The sequence below is a fragment of the Candidatus Acidiferrales bacterium genome, assembly GCA_035515795.1.
Classification (GTDB): Bacteria; Bacteroidota; Ignavibacteria; order Kryptoniales; family JAKASW01; genus JAKASW01.
In genome coordinates, this window is sequence record DATJAY010000035.1 from 97,073 (window position 1) to 118,605 (window position 21,533).

At 48.0% G+C, this 21,533-nt stretch carries 20 protein-coding genes; 16 read left to right on the forward strand and 4 right to left on the reverse strand.

The genetic code is table 11. The features are described 5' to 3' along the window. Window positions 1-147 precede the first annotated feature (147 nt). Entirely contained in the window at window positions 148-507 is a 360-nt protein-coding gene (locus tag VLX91_14010; protein ID HUI31320.1) for an MGMT family protein, read from the forward strand. Between the two features lie 127 nt (window positions 508-634). On the opposite strand, the gene VLX91_14015 is transcribed toward VLX91_14010, so the two are convergent. Together VLX91_14015 and VLX91_14020 are read right to left on the reverse strand one after the other, a co-directional pair. Next, on the reverse strand, window positions 635-964 hold the full coding sequence (locus VLX91_14015) for a hypothetical protein (protein ID HUI31321.1): 330 nt from the start codon (window positions 962-964) through the stop codon (window positions 635-637). Beyond that, the gene (locus VLX91_14020; protein ID HUI31322.1) at window positions 951-3,362 is read right to left on the reverse strand and encodes a cytochrome c-type biogenesis CcmF C-terminal domain-containing protein; all 2,412 of its coding nucleotides are present in this window, start codon (window positions 3,360-3,362) and stop codon (window positions 951-953) included. Before VLX91_14020 ends, VLX91_14015 begins: the two co-directional genes overlap by 14 nt. Before the next feature lie 432 nt (window positions 3,363-3,794). Here VLX91_14020 and VLX91_14025 point away from each other — a divergent pair, with 432 nt between their 5' ends. The 5 genes from VLX91_14025 (at window position 3,795) to VLX91_14045 (ending at window position 9,452) form a co-directional block, all read left to right on the forward strand. Further along, window positions 3,795-4,724 (forward strand): proline dehydrogenase family protein, encoded by a 930-nt coding sequence (locus VLX91_14025; GenBank protein HUI31323.1) that lies wholly within the window; start codon window positions 3,795-3,797, stop codon window positions 4,722-4,724. 33 nt (window positions 4,725-4,757) lie between these two features. Next, window positions 4,758-5,639, forward strand: coding sequence for a dihydrodipicolinate synthase family protein (locus VLX91_14030; GenBank protein ID HUI31324.1), 882 nt, complete (start codon window positions 4,758-4,760; stop codon window positions 5,637-5,639). Between the two features lie 159 nt (window positions 5,640-5,798). Next, window positions 5,799-6,920: an alanine--glyoxylate aminotransferase family protein gene (locus VLX91_14035; GenBank protein HUI31325.1), complete on the forward strand. Its 1,122-nt coding sequence runs from the start codon at window positions 5,799-5,801 to the stop codon at window positions 6,918-6,920. Window positions 6,921-7,040: 120 nt separating this feature from the next. Continuing rightward, window positions 7,041-8,681, forward strand: coding sequence for an L-glutamate gamma-semialdehyde dehydrogenase (pruA, locus tag VLX91_14040; protein HUI31326.1), 1,641 nt, complete (start codon window positions 7,041-7,043; stop codon window positions 8,679-8,681). 153 nt (window positions 8,682-8,834) lie between these two features. Continuing rightward, window positions 8,835-9,452 carry an OmpW family outer membrane protein gene (locus tag VLX91_14045; protein HUI31327.1) on the forward strand — a complete coding sequence of 206 codons (618 nt, stop codon included), beginning with the start codon at window positions 8,835-8,837 and terminating at the stop codon, window positions 9,450-9,452. A 142-nt stretch (window positions 9,453-9,594) separates the two neighbouring features. Here VLX91_14045 and VLX91_14050 read toward each other — a convergent pair whose 3' ends face one another. Together VLX91_14050 and VLX91_14055 are read right to left on the reverse strand one after the other, a co-directional pair. Beyond that, window positions 9,595-10,008 (reverse strand): single-stranded DNA-binding protein, encoded by a 414-nt coding sequence (locus VLX91_14050; GenBank protein HUI31328.1) that lies wholly within the window; start codon window positions 10,006-10,008, stop codon window positions 9,595-9,597. Between the two features lie 150 nt (window positions 10,009-10,158). Further along, window positions 10,159-10,386: a DUF3276 family protein gene (locus VLX91_14055; GenBank protein ID HUI31329.1), complete on the reverse strand. Its 228-nt coding sequence runs from the start codon at window positions 10,384-10,386 to the stop codon at window positions 10,159-10,161. Window positions 10,387-10,854: 468 nt separating this feature from the next. Here VLX91_14055 and VLX91_14060 point away from each other — a divergent pair, with 468 nt between their 5' ends. The 10 genes from VLX91_14060 (at window position 10,855) to VLX91_14105 (ending at window position 21,516) form a co-directional block, all read left to right on the forward strand. Continuing rightward, the gene (locus tag VLX91_14060; GenBank protein ID HUI31330.1) at window positions 10,855-11,523 is read left to right on the forward strand and encodes a metal-dependent hydrolase; all 669 of its coding nucleotides are present in this window, start codon (window positions 10,855-10,857) and stop codon (window positions 11,521-11,523) included. 19 nt (window positions 11,524-11,542) lie between these two features. Continuing rightward, entirely contained in the window at window positions 11,543-11,908 is a 366-nt protein-coding gene (locus VLX91_14065) for a cupin domain-containing protein (GenBank protein ID HUI31331.1), read from the forward strand. 88 nt (window positions 11,909-11,996) lie between these two features. Continuing rightward, the gene (gene sucC, locus VLX91_14070) at window positions 11,997-13,160 is read left to right on the forward strand and encodes an ADP-forming succinate--CoA ligase subunit beta (protein ID HUI31332.1); all 1,164 of its coding nucleotides are present in this window, start codon (window positions 11,997-11,999) and stop codon (window positions 13,158-13,160) included. Window positions 13,161-13,222: 62 nt separating this feature from the next. Further along, the gene (gene gatB / locus VLX91_14075; GenBank protein ID HUI31333.1) at window positions 13,223-14,686 is read left to right on the forward strand and encodes an Asp-tRNA(Asn)/Glu-tRNA(Gln) amidotransferase subunit GatB; all 1,464 of its coding nucleotides are present in this window, start codon (window positions 13,223-13,225) and stop codon (window positions 14,684-14,686) included. A 203-nt stretch (window positions 14,687-14,889) separates the two neighbouring features. Then, window positions 14,890-15,657: a triose-phosphate isomerase gene (gene tpiA, locus VLX91_14080; GenBank protein ID HUI31334.1), complete on the forward strand. Its 768-nt coding sequence runs from the start codon at window positions 14,890-14,892 to the stop codon at window positions 15,655-15,657. 29 nt (window positions 15,658-15,686) lie between these two features. Continuing rightward, window positions 15,687-19,226 carry a hypothetical protein gene (locus VLX91_14085; protein HUI31335.1) on the forward strand — a complete coding sequence of 1,180 codons (3,540 nt, stop codon included), beginning with the start codon at window positions 15,687-15,689 and terminating at the stop codon, window positions 19,224-19,226. A gap of 147 nt (window positions 19,227-19,373) precedes the next feature. Further along, the gene (locus tag VLX91_14090) at window positions 19,374-19,661 is read left to right on the forward strand and encodes a metalloregulator ArsR/SmtB family transcription factor (protein ID HUI31336.1); all 288 of its coding nucleotides are present in this window, start codon (window positions 19,374-19,376) and stop codon (window positions 19,659-19,661) included. A 14-nt stretch (window positions 19,662-19,675) separates the two neighbouring features. Beyond that, window positions 19,676-20,050 carry a DoxX family protein gene (locus VLX91_14095; protein HUI31337.1) on the forward strand — a complete coding sequence of 125 codons (375 nt, stop codon included), beginning with the start codon at window positions 19,676-19,678 and terminating at the stop codon, window positions 20,048-20,050. After that, window positions 20,037-20,663 (forward strand): MBL fold metallo-hydrolase, encoded by a 627-nt coding sequence (locus tag VLX91_14100; GenBank protein HUI31338.1) that lies wholly within the window; start codon window positions 20,037-20,039, stop codon window positions 20,661-20,663. The genes VLX91_14095 and VLX91_14100 overlap by 14 nt, the downstream gene beginning before the upstream one ends. Beyond that, on the forward strand, window positions 20,656-21,516 hold the full coding sequence (locus VLX91_14105) for a hypothetical protein (protein HUI31339.1): 861 nt from the start codon (window positions 20,656-20,658) through the stop codon (window positions 21,514-21,516). Before VLX91_14100 ends, VLX91_14105 begins: the two co-directional genes overlap by 8 nt. The last annotated feature ends 17 nt before the right edge of the window (window positions 21,517-21,533 follow it).

Sequence of the window (21,533 nt, forward strand, 5' to 3'; positions counted from 1 at the left end):
GCCAGGTAGTGATCGCATATTTAATATATTAACAATTCAGCGGTAAATTCTAAATTGCAGGAGGAATCAAAAGTTTCCCTATGAATGCTTCTGGAGCAGCAAGAACGATCAGACAATTTTTTAGCAGCCTTCACCTTATCTTGCCCAATGACTGATACAGAAAAGAGTCTTTACCAAATAATCTATGAAACGGTGAAAAGGATACCGAAAGGGAAAGTGGCAACTTACGGCCAAATTGCCCGCTTGTGCGGATTGCGCGAACACGCCAGACTTGTGGGATATGCTCTTCACAACCTTAGGCCGAATTCCGGCGTTCCATGGCAACGCGTCATCAATTCCAAAGGGATGATTTCGCTGCGAAGAGACACCGGTGCTTACGAGCACCAGAAGAGAATTCTTGAAAAGGAAGGCGTGAAATTCAAGAATGAGAAAATTGACCTGGCAAAGTACGGGATCATGGCTTCAGAGAAAATAAAAACGCGGCCCGGAGGAGGTGGGCCGCGTTAAGGAGGAGCAGTCGATTTCCCGTTCCGACAGATCAGAACAGGAGGCTGATCGTCACATGGCGTGAATATGATCAGCCCTCAGGGAGGAGGATCGTGCTCTGTGTGCAAATCATTTCACAAAACATATTTTACGCCGCCTCAAGCTCCGCTGCAGCTTTCGCAACGGTTTGAAAAAAAGTTTCAAGCGGACACCCAAAACTGTCTACCGCATAGCAATAACCGGATTCATTTTTCTCACCGCACACGGGGCATACTTCGGTTCTCAGCGAGACCAAATAATCATTCACACTCGCACCGCGAGCAGTCTCAAGCGCCTTCGCTACTTGAGGTAGATAGCGCTCAAGCACACACTCCGTTCCAGGAGAAGCGATGCATTTCCCATTTGCGTCGCTCTTTGAACATTCTTTGCAAACCTTCAGCCGGATATCGTCGATGAATTGGAAATCAATTTTCGACATTCTCCACCTCAACTTCCTTCGAACCCATCTCTTCGATCGTCAAAATAGTTTCGGATCTCTTCGCAACATTGTGAAGATTTTGGTCCCGCATCGGGATACCGGAAACCGAACGCGGGATTTTCCCCTCGGCGAAACGCCTGTACATCGAAATCGCAAGCCCGACAAAGAGAAGAATCGTACCAGCCCATAAGAAACCGATAAGAGGTTTCTTGCTCACTTCTACGGTCAAAACAGGCAGACTTACACTCTGTACCATGTCAACTGAATGAACAGCCAGCCTCACACTAGCCGTGCCGTTAGCCCCGCCCATACCGACGTTCATATCCATGACGATCAGCATGTTACCAAAAGCCTGTGCGGGGACGGCATTCTCTTTCCCGTTTACAAAATTCAATTCAGGAGAGATCTCGATTGTCTTTCCATTCTTTGATGCATCAATGAGTGACGCAACCATGAAATTGCCGCCCTGCTGCATTGCGTCATGGCCAGCCGAGTTCATGTCAAACCGCACGAGAATAAGCTGCGTGCCATCATCAAGTTTTACCTGCTTGCCCTTTTGGAGCACTACGATCTTCACGGCGCCAGTACTTGTTGAAGCGGCACCTCCATTGTCAACCGCCAACGGACTGACATATAAATCATAACCGAAATAGCTTTTTATGTCCGGTTCACGCATCGTCCCTTGGCTGTAATAGCTGTAGTACATCGCAGGCTTTAAGTTCGCCTCGGTGCTTCCGTTCCGAAGGTGTACCATGAAAGCGTCCTTGCCTTCGACTTTTGCATTATGGGCATATGTTATCTCATTGCCAAAGACGCTCACGGGCTTTCCCTGCTGAAGCTGGACAGTCGTTTTCGATTCAAGAGCGGTTGAAGCGATGATGCCGATGAACATGAGCGCTAGGCCAGCATGCGTTACAGGTCCCCCGATGTATTTAGGATTCCCGCGAACTATTCTCACCGCGGCAGCGAAGTGCGCCACGAAGGCGAATGCTGCGGCGCTCATTATGAGAATGACAGTCGCGTCCTTCACTGAAAGCGACAGCGCCGCAATCGCCGTGAGTGTTGCTGCGGCAACAGGCAAAGTAAGGTTTTTTAGGAAAACTTTTCTATCGGAATGGTCCCACCAGACAAGCTGGGCAAATCCGATCAATGCAATTATAAGGAGCCCGAGCGGGAGGCTTGTCGTCACGTAGTATGAGGAATTAACCGCAGTTGGTTTTCCCTGGAGCAGTCCAGTGATTATGGGAGAGGAGGTTCCTACGAGGGCGAAAAGCGACAGCACAGAGAGGGAAGCTGCGCCTACGAACATTGCGATTTCTCGTGACAACAAATTGTGGCTTACCCCCGCGCCCGGGATTGAAACTCTGTTCCTGAAGAACGGAATCAGGCCGAGCAGCAGAAATACACCTATCAAAACTAAAAGAATTGCGTAAACACTTTTTCCCGGATCGACGAATGCATGAACCGAGGTATCTCCAAGCACTCCGCTGCGAGTCAAGAAAGTGCTGTAGAGGACCAAAATGAAACTTATGATTGTTAATGAGAAACTTGTCTTAATAAAACTATTTGTTCTCTTCCCCACGATGATCGTGTGAAGAGCAGCGGAGGAAAACAGCCATGGTATCAGCGAAGAATTCTCAACCGGGTCCCATCCCCAGAATCCTCCCCAGCCGAGCGTCACGTATGCCCAGTAACCGCCTATGATTATCCCGGCCCCGAGCGTCAACACATTGAAAAGCAACCACGGCCGCAAGTAAGTCATCCAGTTGACATAATCTTTCCTGATTAATCCGGTCACCGCAAAAGCGAACGGAATGATCGCCGATGCAAACCCAAGAAACAAAATCGGTGGATGAATCACTATCCAGAAATTTTGCAGAAGCGGATTCAATCCTCGGCCATCCTGCGGCATCATCCCAAACTGAACGTCGGAATAAGATTCCCAGACTTTCGCAAATGGACTCTTCAGGGTCAAGATTGCCAAAACAAAAATCTCGAAGAGAAGAATAATCGGGATGACAATCGATTCATACCGACCTCTTCTCTGCGCAATATCCGCATCGACTCTTAGCTGAGAATACCTCAGGACGAAAACGCTGATCACCGCGCTATAGAAGATCCAGAGGATAAAACTTCCCTCCTGTCCGGCATAAGACGCCGAGAGCAAAAGTGGAATCGAGAGATCGTTCGAACTATAACTCCAGACATAAGTATATTGATACTGATGCGACAAAATCAGGAAAATGAAATAACAGTATAGAACCATAATCGAAAGGACGTTGACATAGAAAAACAAACGTGCCGGTCGAAGAAAGTTCTGCGATTTCTCAGACAGTCGATAATAAACAATGCTTGCGACTGCGGCGAGCAGCGGTATAATTGTTATGTACTGTTCCATCACATTTCAAATCTATTTAAAAACTGCCTCATACGATTTGTATTGATTCAACGGCTGTGCCAACAGCCGGTCATGTAAAATGCCGCTTTTGAGCTATCTTGTGCAAAATCGAATAAAACCAGAGGCAAATAGGAACAAAACACAGGTTAAATTGCCACGCCGTACAAGCATCGAGGCAAGTCGATACGTTTTCACTCGGCTGTAACGGGCACTCGAAAATTTCAGTGCCAGATATTAGATTCAAGCTGTCTTCCCCGTCCGGACAAGCAAGACTTTGTCAGGACGGACGGGGTCTTGTCCAAAAGGTGAGACCCTTCAACGAAAGCGTAGACTTCATTCGACGAAGTCTTTATGAAATGATACACCAAAATTTCATGGCAATAAGCTCATCATGGCACAAACAGATGGTGAGAGAAAAGGAGTTTTCTAAAAGTGGGAATCTCGAGAAACATTTTGCTGTGGGCATCTGAAAATCCATATTTACTCAATCATGTTCCGAAATATCGATTCGTCCAAAAGGCATTGAAGCGTTTCATGCCCGGCGAAAATCTGGAGGATGCGATAGGTGCGGCAAGGATCTTCCGCAGCGATGGAATCCCAACGGTCTTTACGTATCTCGGTGAAAGCATCAAAGATTTGGATGAAGCAAGACAAGTGAGAGACCATTACAGCGATCTTCTGGAAAAGATAGCGGGCGAAAATTTAAATATCGAAGTATCGGTCAAGCTGACACAGCTCGGGTTGGACCTGTCGCAGGAAAATACCTTCGAGAACATAAGGTCGCTTGCCGAAAAGGCCGAGCAACTTAACAACGTCGTCTGGATCGACATGGAACATTCGAACTACGTTGACATGACAATTGATCTGTACAAGAGAGTAAAACAGGATTATTCAAATATCGGAATTTGTCTTCAATCTTACCTTCGCCGCACCAGACGAGACTTAGAGGAACTGTTGAAGATTTCTCCCTACATCCGATTGGTCAAAGGAGCTTACAACGAGCCGAAAGAAATTGCGTTCCCGGAAAAAAGCGTGGTGGATTCGAACTACCTTGAGCTTTCCATGCTGCTTTTGAGAGGCATCGCGGAGAACGGGGTGAGGGCTGCTTTCGGCACCCACGATGTAAAATTGCTTGAACGTATTATTGACGCCGCCGGGAAAACTGGTATATCAAAAAAGAATATCGAGATACAGATGCTGTATGGAATCAGAACAAGCGAACAAAAACGGTTTGCAAGCGAGGGATACAATTTGCGTGTCCTCATCAGCTACGGCAAAGCTTGGTACAAATGGTACGTTCGCCGTCTCGCCGAGAGACCAGCGAATATCGGATTTGTGTTGAAAAATATTTTTACGAGTTGAATCGAGTTTGTCCTTATATCTAGCTGCTGAAAAATGATAAGAGGAATATTTCCACCTGTCACGACTCCGTTCCAAGGCGGTGAAGTGGCATATAGTAAGCTGGCGCAGAATATCATAAGATGGAACAAAACCGGGTTGAGCGGCTATGTCGTTTTAGGTTCCAACGGCGAAAGCGTTTTCCTGACAAGAGAAGAGAAACTGAAACTAGTCGAAGCGGCAAAGAAGAATGCCGATTCCGGTAAATTACTGATTGCGGGAACCGGCTCCGATTCCATCAGAGAAACAATTTCATTATCTAATGAGGCTGGAGGTCTCGGGGCCGACTATGCGCTTGTTCTTACACCTTCCTTTTACAAGGATCAGATGAAAAGTGCGACATTCATCCGATACTTTACGGAAGTCGCCGATGGGATCAAAATCCCGCTGATCATATATAATGTTCCGAAGTTCACGGGCGTGAACATAGAAGCAGATGCGGTTGGAAAGCTTGCTGAGCACAAGAACATTGTCGGACTAAAAGATAGCTCCGAGAACGTTGCGCACACCGCGGAAATTATCGGAAGTGTACCTGACGATTTTTCAATCCTCGCCGGCACGGCTTCGGTCCTCTACCCGGCTCTCGCCGCGGGGGCAGCAGGCGGAATACTCGCGCTCGCAAACATAGCCCCCGCCGAATGCATTGAGGTTCAGAGATTGTTTGAAGCTGGAAGGCATAATGAGGCGTCAGGACTCCAAACAAAATTGATTCCGCTCAATAAAGCCGTGACCTCAAAATACGGAGTTCCCGGTTTGAAAGCCGCGATGGATATCCTCGGCTATTTCGGAGGCGAACCACGAAGCCCACTCGCACGACTCAACGAACACGAGCTGGATGATTTGAAGAAAACACTGAGAACGGCGGGACTTACTGATTAGTCATGATAACGAAATCGCAAGTCCAGATAACAAACTCCAGACGCTTTCCGTACTGTTCCGGCATTGTTCATTTAATGATACACAATATCCTGGAGGTACCGATTTGAGATTCGATCCTTGGTGTTTAGAGACAACTCGTCCTAAAGCAGAAGGGAAAAAATGAAAAAGTACTTTTTCCGTCCTCCAAACAGAATTCTTATGGGACCGGGTCCCTCAAACGTGCATCCTCAGGTGCTGGAAGCTATGGCTTCACCAACGATCGGCCATCTCGATCCATCGTTTATAGATTTGATGGACGATATAAAATCACAGCTGAGAGACACTTTCCTTACTGAGAACGATGTGACATTTCCAGTCTCCGGTCCTGGTTCGGCTGGAATGGAAACTGCGGTAGTGAATATGGTCGAGCCCGGAATGAAAGTCATTGTCTGTGTTAACGGTGCGTTTGGTGCCCGCATAAAAGAAATGGTCGAACGACACGGCGGCACGGCCATTGTTGTGGATGCGCCGTGGGGAACGCCGGTCGATCCTCGAAAACTTGAAAATACCCTCGCACAAAACAGGGATGCGAAACTTGTCGCCTTTGTGCACGCCGAGACCTCCACGGGTGCTCGCTCAGACGTTAGAGAACTTGCGAGGATTTCACATAAATATGATTGCCTCACCATTGTAGACACTGTTACTTCTCTTGGTGGAATCCCCGTCAAGGTTGACGAATGGGAACTGGACGTCGTTTATTCCGGAAGCCAGAAATGTCTTTCATGCCCGCCGGGGCTTTCGCCGATCACTTTTAATGATCGTGCAATTGAGGCCGTAAAGAATCGGAAGACGAAAGTTCAAAGCTGGTTCATGGATGTCGGACTCATATTGAGTTATTGGAGCGGGGCAAACAGAACGTACCACCATACTGCTCCGGTGAATGCATTGTATGGACTTCATGAAGCGCTCGGGCTTTTACACAAAGAGGGACTGGACAAAGCCTGGGAGCGCCATGAAAGGAACTCGGAAATCTTTCGTGCCGGACTGGAAAAGCTGGGACTAAAGACGCTTGTTAACGATGCTGCAAGTCTACCGGAACTTATTGCGGTCGTTGTACCGGATGGCGTGGATGAGGCAGCTGTGAGGAACCATTTGCTTGACAATTACGATATTGAGATTGGTGCTGGGCTTGGACAGCTTGCCGGGAAGATATGGCGTATAGGCTTGATGGGATACACATCAAACGAAAAGAATGTTGGACTATGTCTCAAGGCACTCGAAGATGCTCTTTCTAAGTCTTAAAAAGCTCCGGATGAAGAACAAGATAGAAGAATTTGCCTGAAAGCGGAATTTGAAGATTTCCTGAAGTAAGTATTCCAAATATTAATTTGTACAGAGTTAAACAAGGAGAGGAGGATTGACATGGCTAACGCAAAATTTGAAATCCCGATTCCACCCAATGAACCTATAAAGAGTTATCTTCCCGGTTCGCCGGAGAGGACTTCATTGAAAACAAAATTGGATGAGATGCAGAGCAAGCAGATAGAAATTCCTCTCATCATAGGCGGTGAAGAAATCAAGACGGGCAAAACCGGAAAATGTATTCTTCCTCACGACCACAAGACTGTTATCGCGACGTACCATCAGGCTGGCGAAAAGGAAGTCGGCATGGCAATTCAAGCTGCACTCGTTGCCCGCAAGGCATGGGCAGCGCTGGATTGGGAAGAACGACTTTCAATCTTCATGAAGGCGGCAGCGCTGCTTGCAGGTCCATGGCGCGACACACTCAACGCAGCAACGATGCTCGGACAAAGTAAAAATGTTTTTCAGGCTGAAATCGATTCCGCGTGCGAGCTGACGGACTTTTTCAGATTCAATGCATTTTATGCGATGCAGATCTTCGAGATGCAGCCCCCTCATTCGCCGATGGATGTCAGAAACAAGTTAGAATACCGTCCACTTGAGGGTTTTGTATTTGCAGTCTCGCCGTTCAACTTTACGTCCATCGCAGGAAATTTGCCGACGGCGCCGGCGATGGTAGGAAATGTCGTGCTCGCGAAACCTGCATCGAGCGCGGTTTATTCGGCTTACCATATTATGAGACTCCTTGAGGAGGCCGGGGTGCCGCCAGGAGTAATCAACTTTGTTCCGGGCTCCGGCAGCGCGGTCGGTCAACCAGCGATGGCTTCTCCTCATCTGGCCGGCATTCATTTCACCGGTAGCACTGCAGTGTTCCAGGATATGTGGAGATGCGTCGGAGAAAATATAAGCGGATATAGATCGTATCCTCGTATTGTCGGCGAAACCGGCGGCAAAGATTTTATTTTTGCACATAAGAGTGCGGACATCGAAGAGACTGGAGTCGCCATCATTCGCGGTGCGTTCGAATATCAGGGACAAAAATGCTCCGCTGCATCGCGTGCGTACGTACCGAAGTCAATGTGGGCAAATCTGAAAGATTATCTGGTCAGCGAACTGAGAACGGTAAAGATGGGCGACGTGCGAGACTTCAGCAATTTCATGAATGCCGTAATTGATAAGAATGCGTTCTCGTCGATCATCGGATACATCGAGTATGCGAAGAAATCAAATGAAGCCGAAATCGTTTTCGGGGGCAGCCATGATGATTCGAAAGGTTATTTCATCGAGCCGACCATTATCCTGGCGAAGAATCCACATTTCAAAACGATGGAGGAAGAAATCTTCGGACCGGTCATGTCCATTTACATTTATGACGACGATAAATATGAAGAGACCCTGCATATCTGCGATGAAACCTCGCCATACAGTCTCACCGGATCTATCTTTGCCCGCGATCGTTACGCAGTCTCGACCGCGAACCGCATTCTCGTTAACGCTTCGGGCAATTTCTATATAAATGATAAGCCGACCGGAGCTGTCGTCGGTCAACAGCCCTTTGGCGGCGCAAGGGCCAGCGGAACAAACGACAAAGCCGGAAGTTTCCTCAATATGGTACGGTGGCTTTCACCGCGAACCACCAAGGAGAATTTTATCCCTCCAAAAAATTATCGCTACCCATTTATGAGTGAAAAATTGAATTAACTATTATATATTGTATCTGTGAGTATGCATCAAAATGGTCACCCGACTTGGTGTGCATTTCCGCAAAGCAAGGGAAGCGAGTATTTCAAACTGGGCTGGATCATCACTCATCGAAACAACTAAACCTTAATAAGAAATGAGAGGTAGGAAATCATGCGTAAAATATTTCTTCTATTAACCGCATTAACGATTTTGGGCGTTTCTAACGCACAATCTCAAACTGCCAATGTCCCCTCAGCGGGGAACAAAGCAATCCTCTTCAATTTTACCGGCCTGGGTACAATTAGCCTGACCAATTACGTTGCTCAGTACGGAATCGGCATGAAATATTTTATGTCCGACGCAATGGCGCTTCGCGGCATGCTTTTGTTCGGATACCAAGATCAGATCACCAATGGGACTCCGGGATTTAAGGACGCGACACTGATCACCACTAATTTGGGACTCGGCGGGGCCCTTGAGTACCACCTTCCCGTTTCATCTAAAGTGAGTCCTTATCTTGGCGTTGGAGCGTTCTTCATGACCGGCATCACTACATCCACTCCCTCTGTGCCCGTCGGGGCTACAGCCACCTCGAACAAATCGACCTCGACGACCGTCGGGGCGGCAGGACTCCTTGGCGTCGAATACTTTTTCAACCAAAACATAAGTCTTGGCGCAGAATATCAGCTAGGGCTCGCAATCAATAATAACACTCCGAATCCGCCAGGCCCTGAGGTTATCTCAATTGGCATCCAGACATTTGGTTTGACACTGGGAGTATATTTCTGACGGGATGTTGAACAGGTAAGTTAGACAGGAAGATTACAATACCGGGGCGGAGCCCAGCCGCCCCTTCTCTTCTTAAAAAACAGGCGGAGAAAATAATTTCATTTTCTCCGCCCACTTGAAGCTTCACTTATCGATTAAGTTTTCAGAACGGCAGATCGTCTTTTTCTTCCGAGACAGCAGGCGGCGCACCCGGAGCGCCTTCTTCGCCCTGACCCTGCTGACGCTGGCCTCCTAACATAACAAGATCATTAACGACGATCTCAGTGACATAACGCTTGTTCCCGTCTTTGGTTTCATAGTCCCGGTATTGAACCCGGCCTTCAACATAAACTTTGTGGCCTTTCTTCAAATATTCTGCGGCAATTTCTGCTAGCTTTCCCCACACGATTATGTTGTGCCATGATGTTCTCTCCTGCGGATTCCCTTCCTGATCTTTCCATTGTTCGCTGGTAGCAAGGCTGAAGGAGGCTACCGCCGATCCGCTCGGAGCATACCGCAATTCCGGATCCTTTCCCAGGTTACCGATAAGAGTAACTTTGTTTACGCTGCGAGCCATTTTTTCTCCTTTCCTGAATCATTTGATGGCTAATTCCCTATACGGGGTCCTGTTGACAAAATAATAGCAGAGTCCGTTTGTATCAACGGTTCTTGATGCTGCCGTCACGTTTGAAGTGTTTGCTTCAGGTAGTTGACGGCAACTTATCAATCACAAATTAATACCGAACTCAGGTGCCACCTGCTTCATCGCTTCGTAGATCGCCTTAAAATGATCCGAGAAGACCATTATTCTCTGCTTGTCAAATTTGCCCTCGGTATTCTTCTTGCTTTCGGTGAAAACAAGATACTTATTGCCGTTTTTGGCTTCCTTGACATCGATAAAGTAGGTTCTTTGACCCGCTGGGATTGTTATCCCCTTCTCATTTTCCTTTCCCATTAGATTCCTCCTTAGTTTTGAGATGTTTGAATGCACATGATGGGAATATTTCCAAGATAATATGCCACACCGCGAAAACTGCTCGCTTAGTGCGACTGCCAGCAACACGACTCCCAAAGTCAAGCATTCACGATATGAATGTAAGAAAGATGATTTGTAAAGTCAAATAAAAAAGGGGATAAGCTTCAAAAACACTGCCGCCATGGTGAGCTCCATGGAGCCTGATGCAACAGGTTTGCTTTTGCAGCCTTGCGCGATCGAGCATCATTCAATAATTTCATGGTGAGAGCGGGATATCGATTCTTGCCGCTCGCTGCTGAGATGGAATATGCCTGCTGCCGTCTTCGTTTGCCGCCACGCCGTATCACCAATGTAATAACGTCAAACCGGCAAAGGCGGTGTTTGCACAATGTTAAATGGACAAGTACAATGTCTAGCATTCAATGAATCAAAAGGAGGTTCTCTAAAGTGTTCATCGGACATTATGGAGTTGCTTTAGCAGGGAAAAAAGTTGATAGTCGTCCTTCGCTCGGGACGCTTTTTCTTGCGGCACAATTTCTCGACGTACTCTGGCCTGTCTTCATACTTCTCGGCTGGGAACAAGTTGAGATCGATTCCGTGCCGAGGAAATTCTTGACCCTGCACTTTACGTCGTATCCTTTTTCACACAGCCTGGCAGCAGCTTTGCTGTGGTCCGTTGTGTTCGGCGTTATCTATTACTTGATCAGGAAAAATCTCAAAGTGTCCGTCCTGCTCGGTGCACTTGTATTCAGTCATTGGTTTTTGGATTGGATAGCTCATGTACCCGATCTGCAATTATTTCCCGGAAGCAATACGAGAGTTGGATTGGGACTATGGAACTCGACCATGTTGACAATAATAGTTGAGGGATTGATATTCATAACAGGAATATTTTTATATGTTAAATCGACAAACGCGAAAAACATTCGCGGAAGGATTGCCTTCTGGAGTCTGGCGGTATTCATCGCGCTTGCATACGTTATGAATTTGACGAGCCCGCCCCCACCGTCAGTCAAGGCTCTCGGCATTGTCGGCTTGTCTCAGTGGCTGATCATCGCCTGGGCTTATTGGGCTGATAGGAACACGAAGGGCGCGAAAGAAGTACAAACCAGTTGAGTTCGTGGAAGGTCGCATCATGGAACACAAAGCTATAAGCCTCCAAGAAAAGTTCGGCAAGTTCTCGGATCAATGGGCGCCGAAGATCATCGCTCAGTTGAATAACTACCATATCAAACTCGTGCGTGTCAAAGGAGATTTTACCTGGCATGACCACAAAGATACAGACGAGGTGTTCCTGGTCATCGACGGTGAATTGCGGATAGATTTCAGAGACGGCAACGTTGTCCTGAGGGAAGGCGAGCTGTTTGTCGTTCCGAAAGGTGTCGAGCATAAACCGTTTGCCGAAAAGGAATGCAAGATGTTGCTTGTCGAACCGGCCGGTACGGTAAATACCGGCGATGCCGGTGGAGATCGGACCGCTCCGAACGATGTCTGGATATAAGAACCTGCAAGATATCCACGCATTCGCTTTTCTTGAGTTACACTCCCTCTTTTGATATATTGATTAGGACACGATTTAAGATTTCGAAATGAAAATCCACGAATACCAGTCGAAAGATATATTAAAAAAGTTCAACGTCGCGATTCCGAAAGGGAAAGTGGCGTTCAACGTTGACGAAGCCGTCCGGGATGCCGTCGAAATCGGAGGTGCGCTCTGGGTCGTCAAAGCACAGATACATGCCGGCGGCCGCGGCAAGGGCGGTGGAGTCAAGCTCGCAAGAACTATTGACGAAGTCAGAACGCTTGCATCTCAAATGCTCGGGATGACTCTCATCACCCACCAGACCGGTCCAGGAGGAAAGGTCGTCAAGCGGCTCTTGATCGAGCAGGGAATCAATATTGCGAGAGAGCTTTATGCAGGAATAGTTCTAGACAGGTCGACCTCGAAAAATGTTTTCATGGTCTCCACCGAAGGCGGCGTCGAAATAGAAAAAGTTGCTGCGGAATCTCCGGAAAAAATTTTGAAAGAGACGATCGATCCCGGACTTGGATTGATGCCGTTCCAGGCAAGGAAGCTTGCATTTGGCTTGGGACTCGAAGGCGAAGCGTTCAAAAATGGCGTGAGATTTCTGACTGCTTTGTACAAAGCCTATGAGGCCACCGATGCGAGCCTCGCAGAGATAAATCCTCTCGTGCTCTCCAAAGAAGGTTTCGTCATGGCGCTCGACGCAAAGATGAATTTTGACGACAACGCCCTATATCGCCATCCGGAAATCGTAGAGCTGCGCGACCTCGATGAGGAATCACCGTTGGAAGTTGAGGCGTCGAAGTCTCACTTGAATTACATCAAGCTTGACGGAAACGTCGGCTGCATGGTGAACGGCGCCGGACTCGCAATGGCGACGATGGACATCATCAAGCTTACGGGCGGTGAGCCTGCAAACTTCCTCGACGTTGGCGGCGGAGCGAATGTGGAAACAGTCTCGAACGGTTTCAAAATAATCCTCTCCGACCCGAACGTGAAAGCAATTCTGATAAATATTTTCGGCGGAATTGTGAGATGCGACCGCGTCGCTCAGGGAGTAATAGAGGCGGCGCAGAGAGTCTCCGTTAATCTTCCGGTCGTCGTACGCCTCGAAGGCACGAACGCGAAAGAAGGCGCCGAGCTCTTGCAAAATTCCGGACTTAATTTCGCTGTTGCCTCCGGTTTGAAAGACGCAGCGGAAAAAGTCGCGGCAGCACTGAGGAACTAAAGGAACTCTTGATCTCCAACTGGTCATTCAAAATTCAACGCTTAGAATTCACGAAGTGAAACTTGGATTGGAATAAATACGAAGTCGTAATCGGTCTCGAAGTTCACGCGCAGATGCTTACTGAGACGAAGACGTTCTGCGGGTGTTCGAACAAATTTGGAGATTCTCCGAACTCGAACGTCTGCCCGGTGTGCCTCGGAATGCCGGGTGTGCTTCCGGTTTTGAACAAGAAGCTCATCGAGTTCGCGATAAAAATGGGCCTCGCGACCAACTGCCGCATTGCGCCCTATTCGATTTTCGCACGCAAAAATTACTTTTATCCGGACCTTCCGAAGGGTTATCAGATTTCGCAGTTCGAGGAGCCAATCTGCGTCGACGGCTATATAGAGATCGAGAAGAGCGATGGCACGAAAAAGAAAATCGGCCTGATCAGGATCCACATGGAAGAAGACGCGGGCAAGCTCATCCATGATCAGGATGTCGATACGCTCGTCGACGTGAACAGGTGCGGCACTCCGCTTCTCGAGATCGTCAGCCAGCCTGACATCCGCTCCGCCGAAGAAGCGTATCTTTATCTCATCCGGATAAAACAGATCATCACCTACCTGGGAATCTGCGACGGCAATATGGAAGAGGGTTCCTTGCGCTGTGATGCGAACGTCTCACTTAGACTTTGCGGCGCAGCTCAATTCGGCACGAAGGTGGAAATCAAAAACATGAATTCCTTCCGCAACGTCGAACGGGCGCTTGACGTCGAGATCGAAAGACAATATGCCATTCTCGAACACGGCGGAACGATTCTGCAGGAAACACTCCTCTACAACGCCGACACCAACAGCGTCAGACCGATGCGATCGAAGGAAGAGGCAAACGATTACCGCTACTTCCCCGATCCCGACCTGGTTCCTGTTCTAATAGATGAACCATGGATCGAAAAGATCAAAGCCGCTCAGCCCGAGCTCCCGGCGAGACGCCGTGAAAGGTACATGCAGGAATTTTCTCTGCCGAAGTACGATGCCGAGATTCTGACGGGAGACAAAGCTATCGCGGATTACTACGAGAGTATCACTACAAATCTGAGATTGAAATCCAAGGACGCCTACAAGCAGGCGAGCAACTACGTGATGACCGACGTACTCCGAGTTGTCGGCGAAGAACACGTTGGGATAAATCAGTTTCCAATCGAGGGGAAGAATCTTGCACGGATGATCGACCTTATAAATGAAGGAGTGATCTCGACGAAACTCGCCAAAGATGTTTTCGAGGAGATGCTGAAATCAGGCCAGGCGCCTGACTCGATCGTCGAGAAAAAAGGTTTGCGCCAGGTTTCCGATCAAGCCGAAATAGACAAAGTTGTGGAAGAAGTTCTCCAGTCGAACCCTGAAGAAGTTCAGCGGTATATCGGCGGCAAAGATAAGGTATTCGGATTCTTCGTCGGCGAGGTGATGAAGAAAACCCGCGGCAAGGCGAACCCGAAAGTCTTGAACGACCTCCTAAGGCAGAAACTGGAGAGGCTGAAAAACTGATGTGCTTGCAAGGAGCTTGGTGACCGCTTAAATCACGATGCGGGACGAAGGATATCGAACAAAGCGATAAATGCAGATCTTTGCGATGTTTGCGGTTAATTTTTTTATGCCCATTACTCTTCAATCAAAAACCATTTAACTTTAACTTCATTAACATTGACTAACTGCGCCGGAGGCGCATCAGCCTCTGGCAGAGAGGAAACATGAGAAAGAAAATTATAGCAGCAAATTGGAAAATGAACAAAGATGTCAACGAAACATCCGAATTTTTTTCAGCGCTTCAAAAAGAACTGGATGGCTATAGTGGCACAGCGGAGATCGTGGTCTGTCCGCCGTTTACCGCCCTTCAGACTGCAGTCAAGGCTTCGCAGGGGACTTCATTTAAGGTTGGCGCACAAAATCTTCATTACGAAAACGACGGTGCATATACCGGCGAGATTTCAGCACGCATGATAAAATCGCTCGGAATTCCCTATGTCATCATCGGCCACTCCGAGCGCCGGCAGTACTTCGGCGAGACCGACGAAATCGTGGCAAAGAAAGTGAAGAAGGCCTTGAGCGAAGGTCTGAAAGTGATTCTTTGTGTTGGTGAGACGCTCAGCGAACGCGATGGAAACGTCACTGAAAAAGTTTTGGACCGGCAGGTGAAAGCGGCGCTCGACGGTTTGACCGCGGAGCAGTTGAAGTCGATCGTGATCGCATACGAGCCGGTCTGGGCGATTGGAACAGGACGCAACGCGACGCCGCAACAAGCTCAAGAAGCCCATGCTTTCATCAGGAACCTCGTGTCAAAGCTGTTCGGCAACGGCGCCGCCCAGGATTTGACTATCCAATATGGTGGAAGCATGAAGCCGGAGAACTCCGGGGAGCTCTTATCCCAGGCGGATGTCGATGGCGGTCTCATCGGTGGTGCGAGCCTTAAAGCCGACTCATTCTCGAAGATCGTTAAGAGCGCGCCGCCCGCAAAATAGTCTGAGGCCACCGCTGCACCATTGACACGATGTCAAATGTCAAGTTCGCTCTAATTTTCCTAATTTGCTTCGCAGCGACATATCAGATATTCTCACCTGAAAATTCCTGTGCACAGGAGACGTATAATTCCGTCGTTGTCAAAAACCTTTCTCCCGACACGCTGGTCCAGCTGCCGCAAAAATTTATTCTCCGAAATTCCGAACTCGTAGTCTGTGATTCCGTGACGCTAATGCGGAACACGGACTACGTAATAAATTATACCGCCGGGACAATCCGCTTTCAAAGAAGCGGCAGCTTCTTTTCACATAAACAAGATTCAACTTATTCCATAAAAATCACCTATCGCAATTTTCCTTTCACCCTTCCGCTTGAATACGAGCACAATGTCGAGATCGTAAAGTACGATACCGCCGCGAAGAAAAGTGTCACGTTGATCGAACAAAATGCTCCTCTCACCACGTCGGAATTCTTTGGAAACAATATGCAAAAGAGCGGGAGCATCGTCCGGGGATTTACAATCGGCTCAAATCAGGACCTGACTTTGAATTCCGGCTTCAGAATGCAGCTTGCGGGAAATCTTACGAACGATGTAAATGTAACTGCCGCTCTCACAGATGAATCGAGTCCGATTCAGCCGGAAGGGAACACCAAAACTCTTCAGGAATTCGATAAGGTCTTCGTAACGATAAAATCGCCGCATATTGCCGGAACTCTCGGCGACTTCGAGATGTCCGAACAGGGAACGGAATTCGGCGTCGTGAACAGGAAACTTCAAGGCGCGATGGGAAATGCGAACTATGGTGAAACGTCCGTCATGCTGAGCGGTGCGGTGAGCCGAGGAAAATTCCGAACGCAGGAAATAGCGCCGATCGATGGGAGCGAAGGTCCATATCAGCTGGTCGGGACAGATGGCAGCGCTGACATCATCGTGATCGCCGGGACCGAGAGAGTATACCTCGACGGGGCGCAGATGGTTCGCGGCGAGACCAACGATTACGTCATAGACTATTCAAACGCGCAGGTTACGTTTACCGCAAAACATTTGATCACAAACCTGAGCAGAATATTTGTCGACTTCGAATATTCGGACGGACAATTCCAGAGAACGTTCTTCGGCGGCAACGCGCAGACTTCCGTCGTTGATGACAAAATCGACGTGGGAGTTTCTTATTATCAGGAAAGCGATGATCCGAACAGCGCATTCGGCGTATCGCTCTCCGATTCCGATAAAGCTCTTCTCGGCAATGCGGGCAAGAACAGGCTTGCGGCATCGAAGGGCGGAGCCGTCTACGTCGGCCGCGATTCGATCTCCGGAATTGGAAAAGGCCAATACCGTCTCGATTCGATATTGGTATCGGGAAAATCATATTACATTTATCGGTTCGTGCTCCCGACCGACACTGCCAACTTAGTAAATGCCGTTTATATCGTTGCTTTTTCGGAAGTCGGCCAGGGAAATGGGGACTACCAATCGGTAGGATTCGGACAATTCAATTTTGTCGGAGTCAATCAGGGAGATTACGCGCCGATTGTTGTACTCCCGATGCCGCAATCGCAGCAGCTTGCCGACGTCGACACTCGTTATCATTTCGACAAAGAGGGATCGTTCAGTCTCGAATATGCGGCAAGCAGTTTCGATGCAAACAGATTGTCGTCGCTGCCAGGGGTGACGACAGACGGCTACGGTATGAAGTTCGGATTGGACTATGCGCCGAAACATCTGCGACTCGGAGATTCAGACATAGGCGCTTTGAACTTCAACGAGATGACGCGGTATGAAAATATGAACTTTAATCCGATGGACCGCACGAACGACGTCGAGTTCAATCGTGAATGGGGGATAGACACTTTGACTGCCGGAAACGAGCTTCTCAATCAGGCTCATATTGATTTCACTCCATCGATGAAGAAAACGCAATTCACCATCGGCGGAGATATCGGCAGGATCGCGCGCGGAAGTGATTTCAGCTCGGGGAGATATGCAGGCTTTATTACTCTCGGCTCGGACTCGAGCTGGATCCCATCGATAGATTATCATGCGACACTGGTCGACAGCAAAGACAACGCGTTCTCAAATTCCGGAACATGGTTCACGCAAGCGGGCCTCGCGCAAATCAGATTCGGGAAATTCACTCCGGGCTTCAGGATAGCGAGCGAAGACCGCAGGCTTGAGACTACCGGCACGGATTCTCTCTGGACGAATTCGTATCGCTACGTAGAGTACGGCCCGAATCTTTCCATCTCGCAAATTTTCGGAATCGACCTCTCGACCGATATGTACGTGCGAAATGAAAGCGGAATCATCGGCGGGGAGATGCTCCCTTCGTCCAGCTCGCTGACAAATGATCTCACCATGAAGCTCAATGCACCTAACAACTTCTCTTCCAATCTGACTTTGACATATCGGAGAAAGACTTACACGGAAGGTTTCCGAAATCTCGGGAATTCCGACAACGAATCTTTTCTATCGAAATGGGAATCGAATTACGCTCCTCTCGACCGCGGAGTCGAAACAAATTTGTTTTATCAGGTCACGACGGAGCGGGCGGCACGGCTCCAACAAATCTTTTGGAAGGTGCTTCCCGGCCAGGGACAATACATATGGATCGACTCAAAACATAATGGTCAGGTCGACATTACCGATCCGACTGAGTTTCAGCAGGTAAATTTCAACGGGGACTATACTCTGCTCACGCGGCCGACAACCACCCTCTATCCAGTCGTGAATCTTCAGACAAATGTCAGACTGGGATTGACGCCGGAGAAATTTATCAAAGACGACGGCAGTTTGACCAGCACGGTTTTGCGCGCGCTATCATCAGTAACTCTATGGCAGGTTGCAGAAAATAATCAGACAACGAACGTCAGCGATATCTATCTTCTTCACCTTTCAAAATTTCTGAACGACAGTCTTACAATCAATGGCTCGCAGCTTTTCCAGCAGGACTTCTACGTTCTTCAGAACAATCGCGATTTCTCGTTGAGGCTGAGATTCTTGCAGAACAAATCCCTGAACCAATATTCGTTCTCCACCGAGCGGGGCTACAAACGCGAACAGAGTATGAGGCTCCGGACAAAGCTCACCGAAACCTTCTACGAGGAGCTCGACCTTTCGCTCAGCGACGACGATGTTGCAACGACCTACACGGAACGTGCTCACACAATAAGGTCAAGCGGCGTTGGGTCCGAGCTCTCTTATAAACCGGACGCTAATGTCGAATCATCTTTCAGAGTTCAATTTTCAAAGGGAGTCGATGCATTCCGGTCCGACCTAACAAACTCCATGAACACGGAAATCTTAAAAGTGGCCTATTCCATCCTTTCGAGAGGACGATTGACTTCCCAATTGGAACGGGACGAAGTTGTCATTGAGAATCAGCAGCCTAATGTTTATTTGCCGTTCGAGCTCACTCAGGGTTTCCTGCCCGGCCAGACTTACATCGTTCAGCTTGGATTTGATTACCGGATAAATTCCTTCATACAAGCAACGGCGAACTACAGCGGGAGGAGTCAAGCCGGGGGAGCACCGATACACACAATGACTGCCGAGGTCAGAGCTTTCTTCTAAAGATCTCCCGGCAATGTGAATCCTCCGTTTGCCCTAAAAGCAATTCTCCCACAATCCATCTTACTCAAGTTATTTAAGTAGTTTTAAAATTCTGGAACTATTTAACTTCCGCACTTGTTGCCATATGTGACAATCCCAGAAGACTAGATGAAAACGATTTTCGATAAACGAGCTGTTAAAGTCTTCAAGGCGCTTGGCGATCCGAACAGGTACAGCATACTGAGACTTCTTATTGAAAAAGGCGAGCTTTCTTGTGCAGACTTTGACGGCAAGTTCAAACTTTCAAAACCGGCAATGTCTCATCATTACAGGATCCTGGAGAATGCAGGATTGATCGAAGTGAGAAAGGAAGGTCTTCATTTCTTCATGAAGGCAAACTCGGCAGTACTCGATCAATTCGTGCCAGACTTCATCAAGACACATATTAAACGCTAAGAAAGGAGGTAATTATGGAAATTATTTATTTAATCGGCAGAATCTTGTTCGCGGCGGTTTTCGTAAGCGGCGGATACGGCCATTTGACTAAATCAAAACAGATGGGCGGGTACGCGAAAAGCATGGGTGTTCCTGCATCGGAATTCATGACAATACTGACCGGGATCATGATCCTTGTAGGCGGAGTACTGGTAGTTTTCGATTTCTATATCTTCTACGGTGCGCTCCTCATATTTCTTTTTCTGATTCCAACTTCATTCATGATGCACGCCTTCTGGAAACTGAGAGACCCCGGAATGAAGCAGGTGCAGCAAATAATGTTCATGAAGAATATGTCAATGGCCGGAGCTGCGCTGATGATAATGTGCTTCACTTATGGCGTACGCTAAAATTACGACAGTCAAACTTCCACTTCCTCCGAAGGAAATCTTGGCGGATGTATTTGCTTTTCCGCCAAATCCCGACAGCTTCGGAGGAATCTCGTATCTAATAAAAGGAGAAAGTCAAAACTTCATGGTGGATGTGCCGGAGCATATAGAGAATAACGTCTCCTTTATCTCAAAGCACGGTGTTCCTCAGTTTATTTTTCTTACCCACAGAGACGACGTTGCTGATGCTGAAATGTTTAGGAAAAAGTTTGGAGCAAGGCTGATCATTCATGAATCTGAAAAGTACGCAGTCGGAAAACCCGATATAACTTTTCGCAGCTTCTATGAGATCGGAGACGCGGTGATAATTCATACCCCGGGTCATTCGCCGGGTTCATCGAGTCTGTTCTATTCGAAAGAGAAAGTAATGTTTACCGGCGACCACGTCACGGCAGACCGCGGAAAGCCGGTGGCGGAAAATTTCTCATGGACATATGATTATGAGCTCCAAATCGAAAGCGCCCGAAGGCTTCTCGATTTCGATTTTGAATATATACTAGCAGGTCATGGCGGCCGATGGCTTATCTCGAACGCTAAAAACGAATTGAAAGGATTTTTGGAGAGAAATGGGTAAGATAGTTTTCACATCATACATTTCTCACGGCGCCCCGACCTCGCTCATCGAAAGAACGAAGATTCATGACATTTACGAAAACCTCGGCACGATGTTGAAGGAACATGGAGTCGATACGGTGATAATTTCGTCGCCGCACTATTTCTCAGGCGAAATATTTGAAGTGGAGTCGAGGGAACACATTCCCTGTATTCAGGATTACATGGGTTTTCCTGAAGAGTTGTACAAATTTTCTTATGATGCAAAAAATAACCTACGCCTGGTTTCGAAAATAATAGCGCAGTCGAAATCGGTAAGCCTGAACGTGAAGGAGTCTAAATTGTGGGGATTAGACCATGGCGCATGGCTTCCGTTGTATTTCATGTTTCCCGAACGCAACGCGAAGATCATTCCGGTGTCAATTACGAGCGCAAGTCCGGAAGATCACTTTAGGTTCGGCTCCGCAATAAAATCAGCTGCCGAAAAGACCGAAGGCACGATAGCAGTTATTGGCACGGGATCGCCGATGCATAGACTCGATCTGATTCGGTACGGATATCATGGAGAGGAACGGTTCGAACCCGGCGGCAAGTTTGGCGAAAAACTAATTGAAGTGGTCGCGAGCCGCGACTTCGACAAAATCCTGAATATTCAAAGGGAATATTCCTCTCTCTTTCACGCAGCCGCACCGGAAGGAAAATTGAATCCTTTGTACATCGCACTCGGAGCTTCCGAGAAAAATCAATTTGTCGGAAAAACTATCTTGCATGAATTCATGTATTATGGGGTTTCTCTTGTCGCGATGATCCTTAGCGCAGAAGAAGGAATGCAGAAGGCATTGGGAGAGATAGAATCGGAGGAAACGGCAGCTTAGCTGCTTTGCAAAGGCTT

Excerpts from the sequence above, each read along its gene's own strand:
- VLX91_14095 (HUI31337.1), top strand. The coding sequence starts at position 19,676 with ATGGAAATTATTTATTTAATCGGCAGAATCTTGTTCGCGGCGGTTTTC.
- VLX91_14045 (HUI31327.1), top strand. The coding sequence starts at position 8,835 with ATGCGTAAAATATTTCTTCTATTAACCGCATTAACGATTTTGGGCGTT.
- sucC (HUI31332.1), top strand. The coding sequence starts at position 11,997 with ATGAAAATCCACGAATACCAGTCGAAAGATATATTAAAAAAGTTCAAC.
- VLX91_14105 (HUI31339.1), top strand. The coding sequence starts at position 20,656 with ATGGGTAAGATAGTTTTCACATCATACATTTCTCACGGCGCCCCGACC.
- VLX91_14085 (HUI31335.1), top strand. The coding sequence starts at position 15,687 with ATGTCAAATGTCAAGTTCGCTCTAATTTTCCTAATTTGCTTCGCAGCG.
- VLX91_14030 (HUI31324.1), top strand. The coding sequence starts at position 4,758 with ATGATAAGAGGAATATTTCCACCTGTCACGACTCCGTTCCAAGGCGGT.
- VLX91_14010 (HUI31320.1), top strand. The coding sequence starts at position 148 with ATGACTGATACAGAAAAGAGTCTTTACCAAATAATCTATGAAACGGTG.
- tpiA (HUI31334.1), top strand. The coding sequence starts at position 14,890 with ATGAGAAAGAAAATTATAGCAGCAAATTGGAAAATGAACAAAGATGTC.
- VLX91_14020 (HUI31322.1), bottom strand. The coding sequence starts at position 3,362 with ATGGAACAGTACATAACAATTATACCGCTGCTCGCCGCAGTCGCAAGC.
- VLX91_14100 (HUI31338.1), top strand. The coding sequence starts at position 20,037 with ATGGCGTACGCTAAAATTACGACAGTCAAACTTCCACTTCCTCCGAAG.
- VLX91_14015 (HUI31321.1), bottom strand. The coding sequence starts at position 964 with ATGTCGAAAATTGATTTCCAATTCATCGACGATATCCGGCTGAAGGTT.
- VLX91_14055 (HUI31329.1), bottom strand. The coding sequence starts at position 10,386 with ATGGGAAAGGAAAATGAGAAGGGGATAACAATCCCAGCGGGTCAAAGA.
- pruA (HUI31326.1), top strand. The coding sequence starts at position 7,041 with ATGGCTAACGCAAAATTTGAAATCCCGATTCCACCCAATGAACCTATA.
- VLX91_14065 (HUI31331.1), top strand. The coding sequence starts at position 11,543 with ATGGAACACAAAGCTATAAGCCTCCAAGAAAAGTTCGGCAAGTTCTCG.
- VLX91_14050 (HUI31328.1), bottom strand. The coding sequence starts at position 10,008 with ATGGCTCGCAGCGTAAACAAAGTTACTCTTATCGGTAACCTGGGAAAG.
- VLX91_14090 (HUI31336.1), top strand. The coding sequence starts at position 19,374 with ATGAAAACGATTTTCGATAAACGAGCTGTTAAAGTCTTCAAGGCGCTT.
- VLX91_14035 (HUI31325.1), top strand. The coding sequence starts at position 5,799 with ATGAAAAAGTACTTTTTCCGTCCTCCAAACAGAATTCTTATGGGACCG.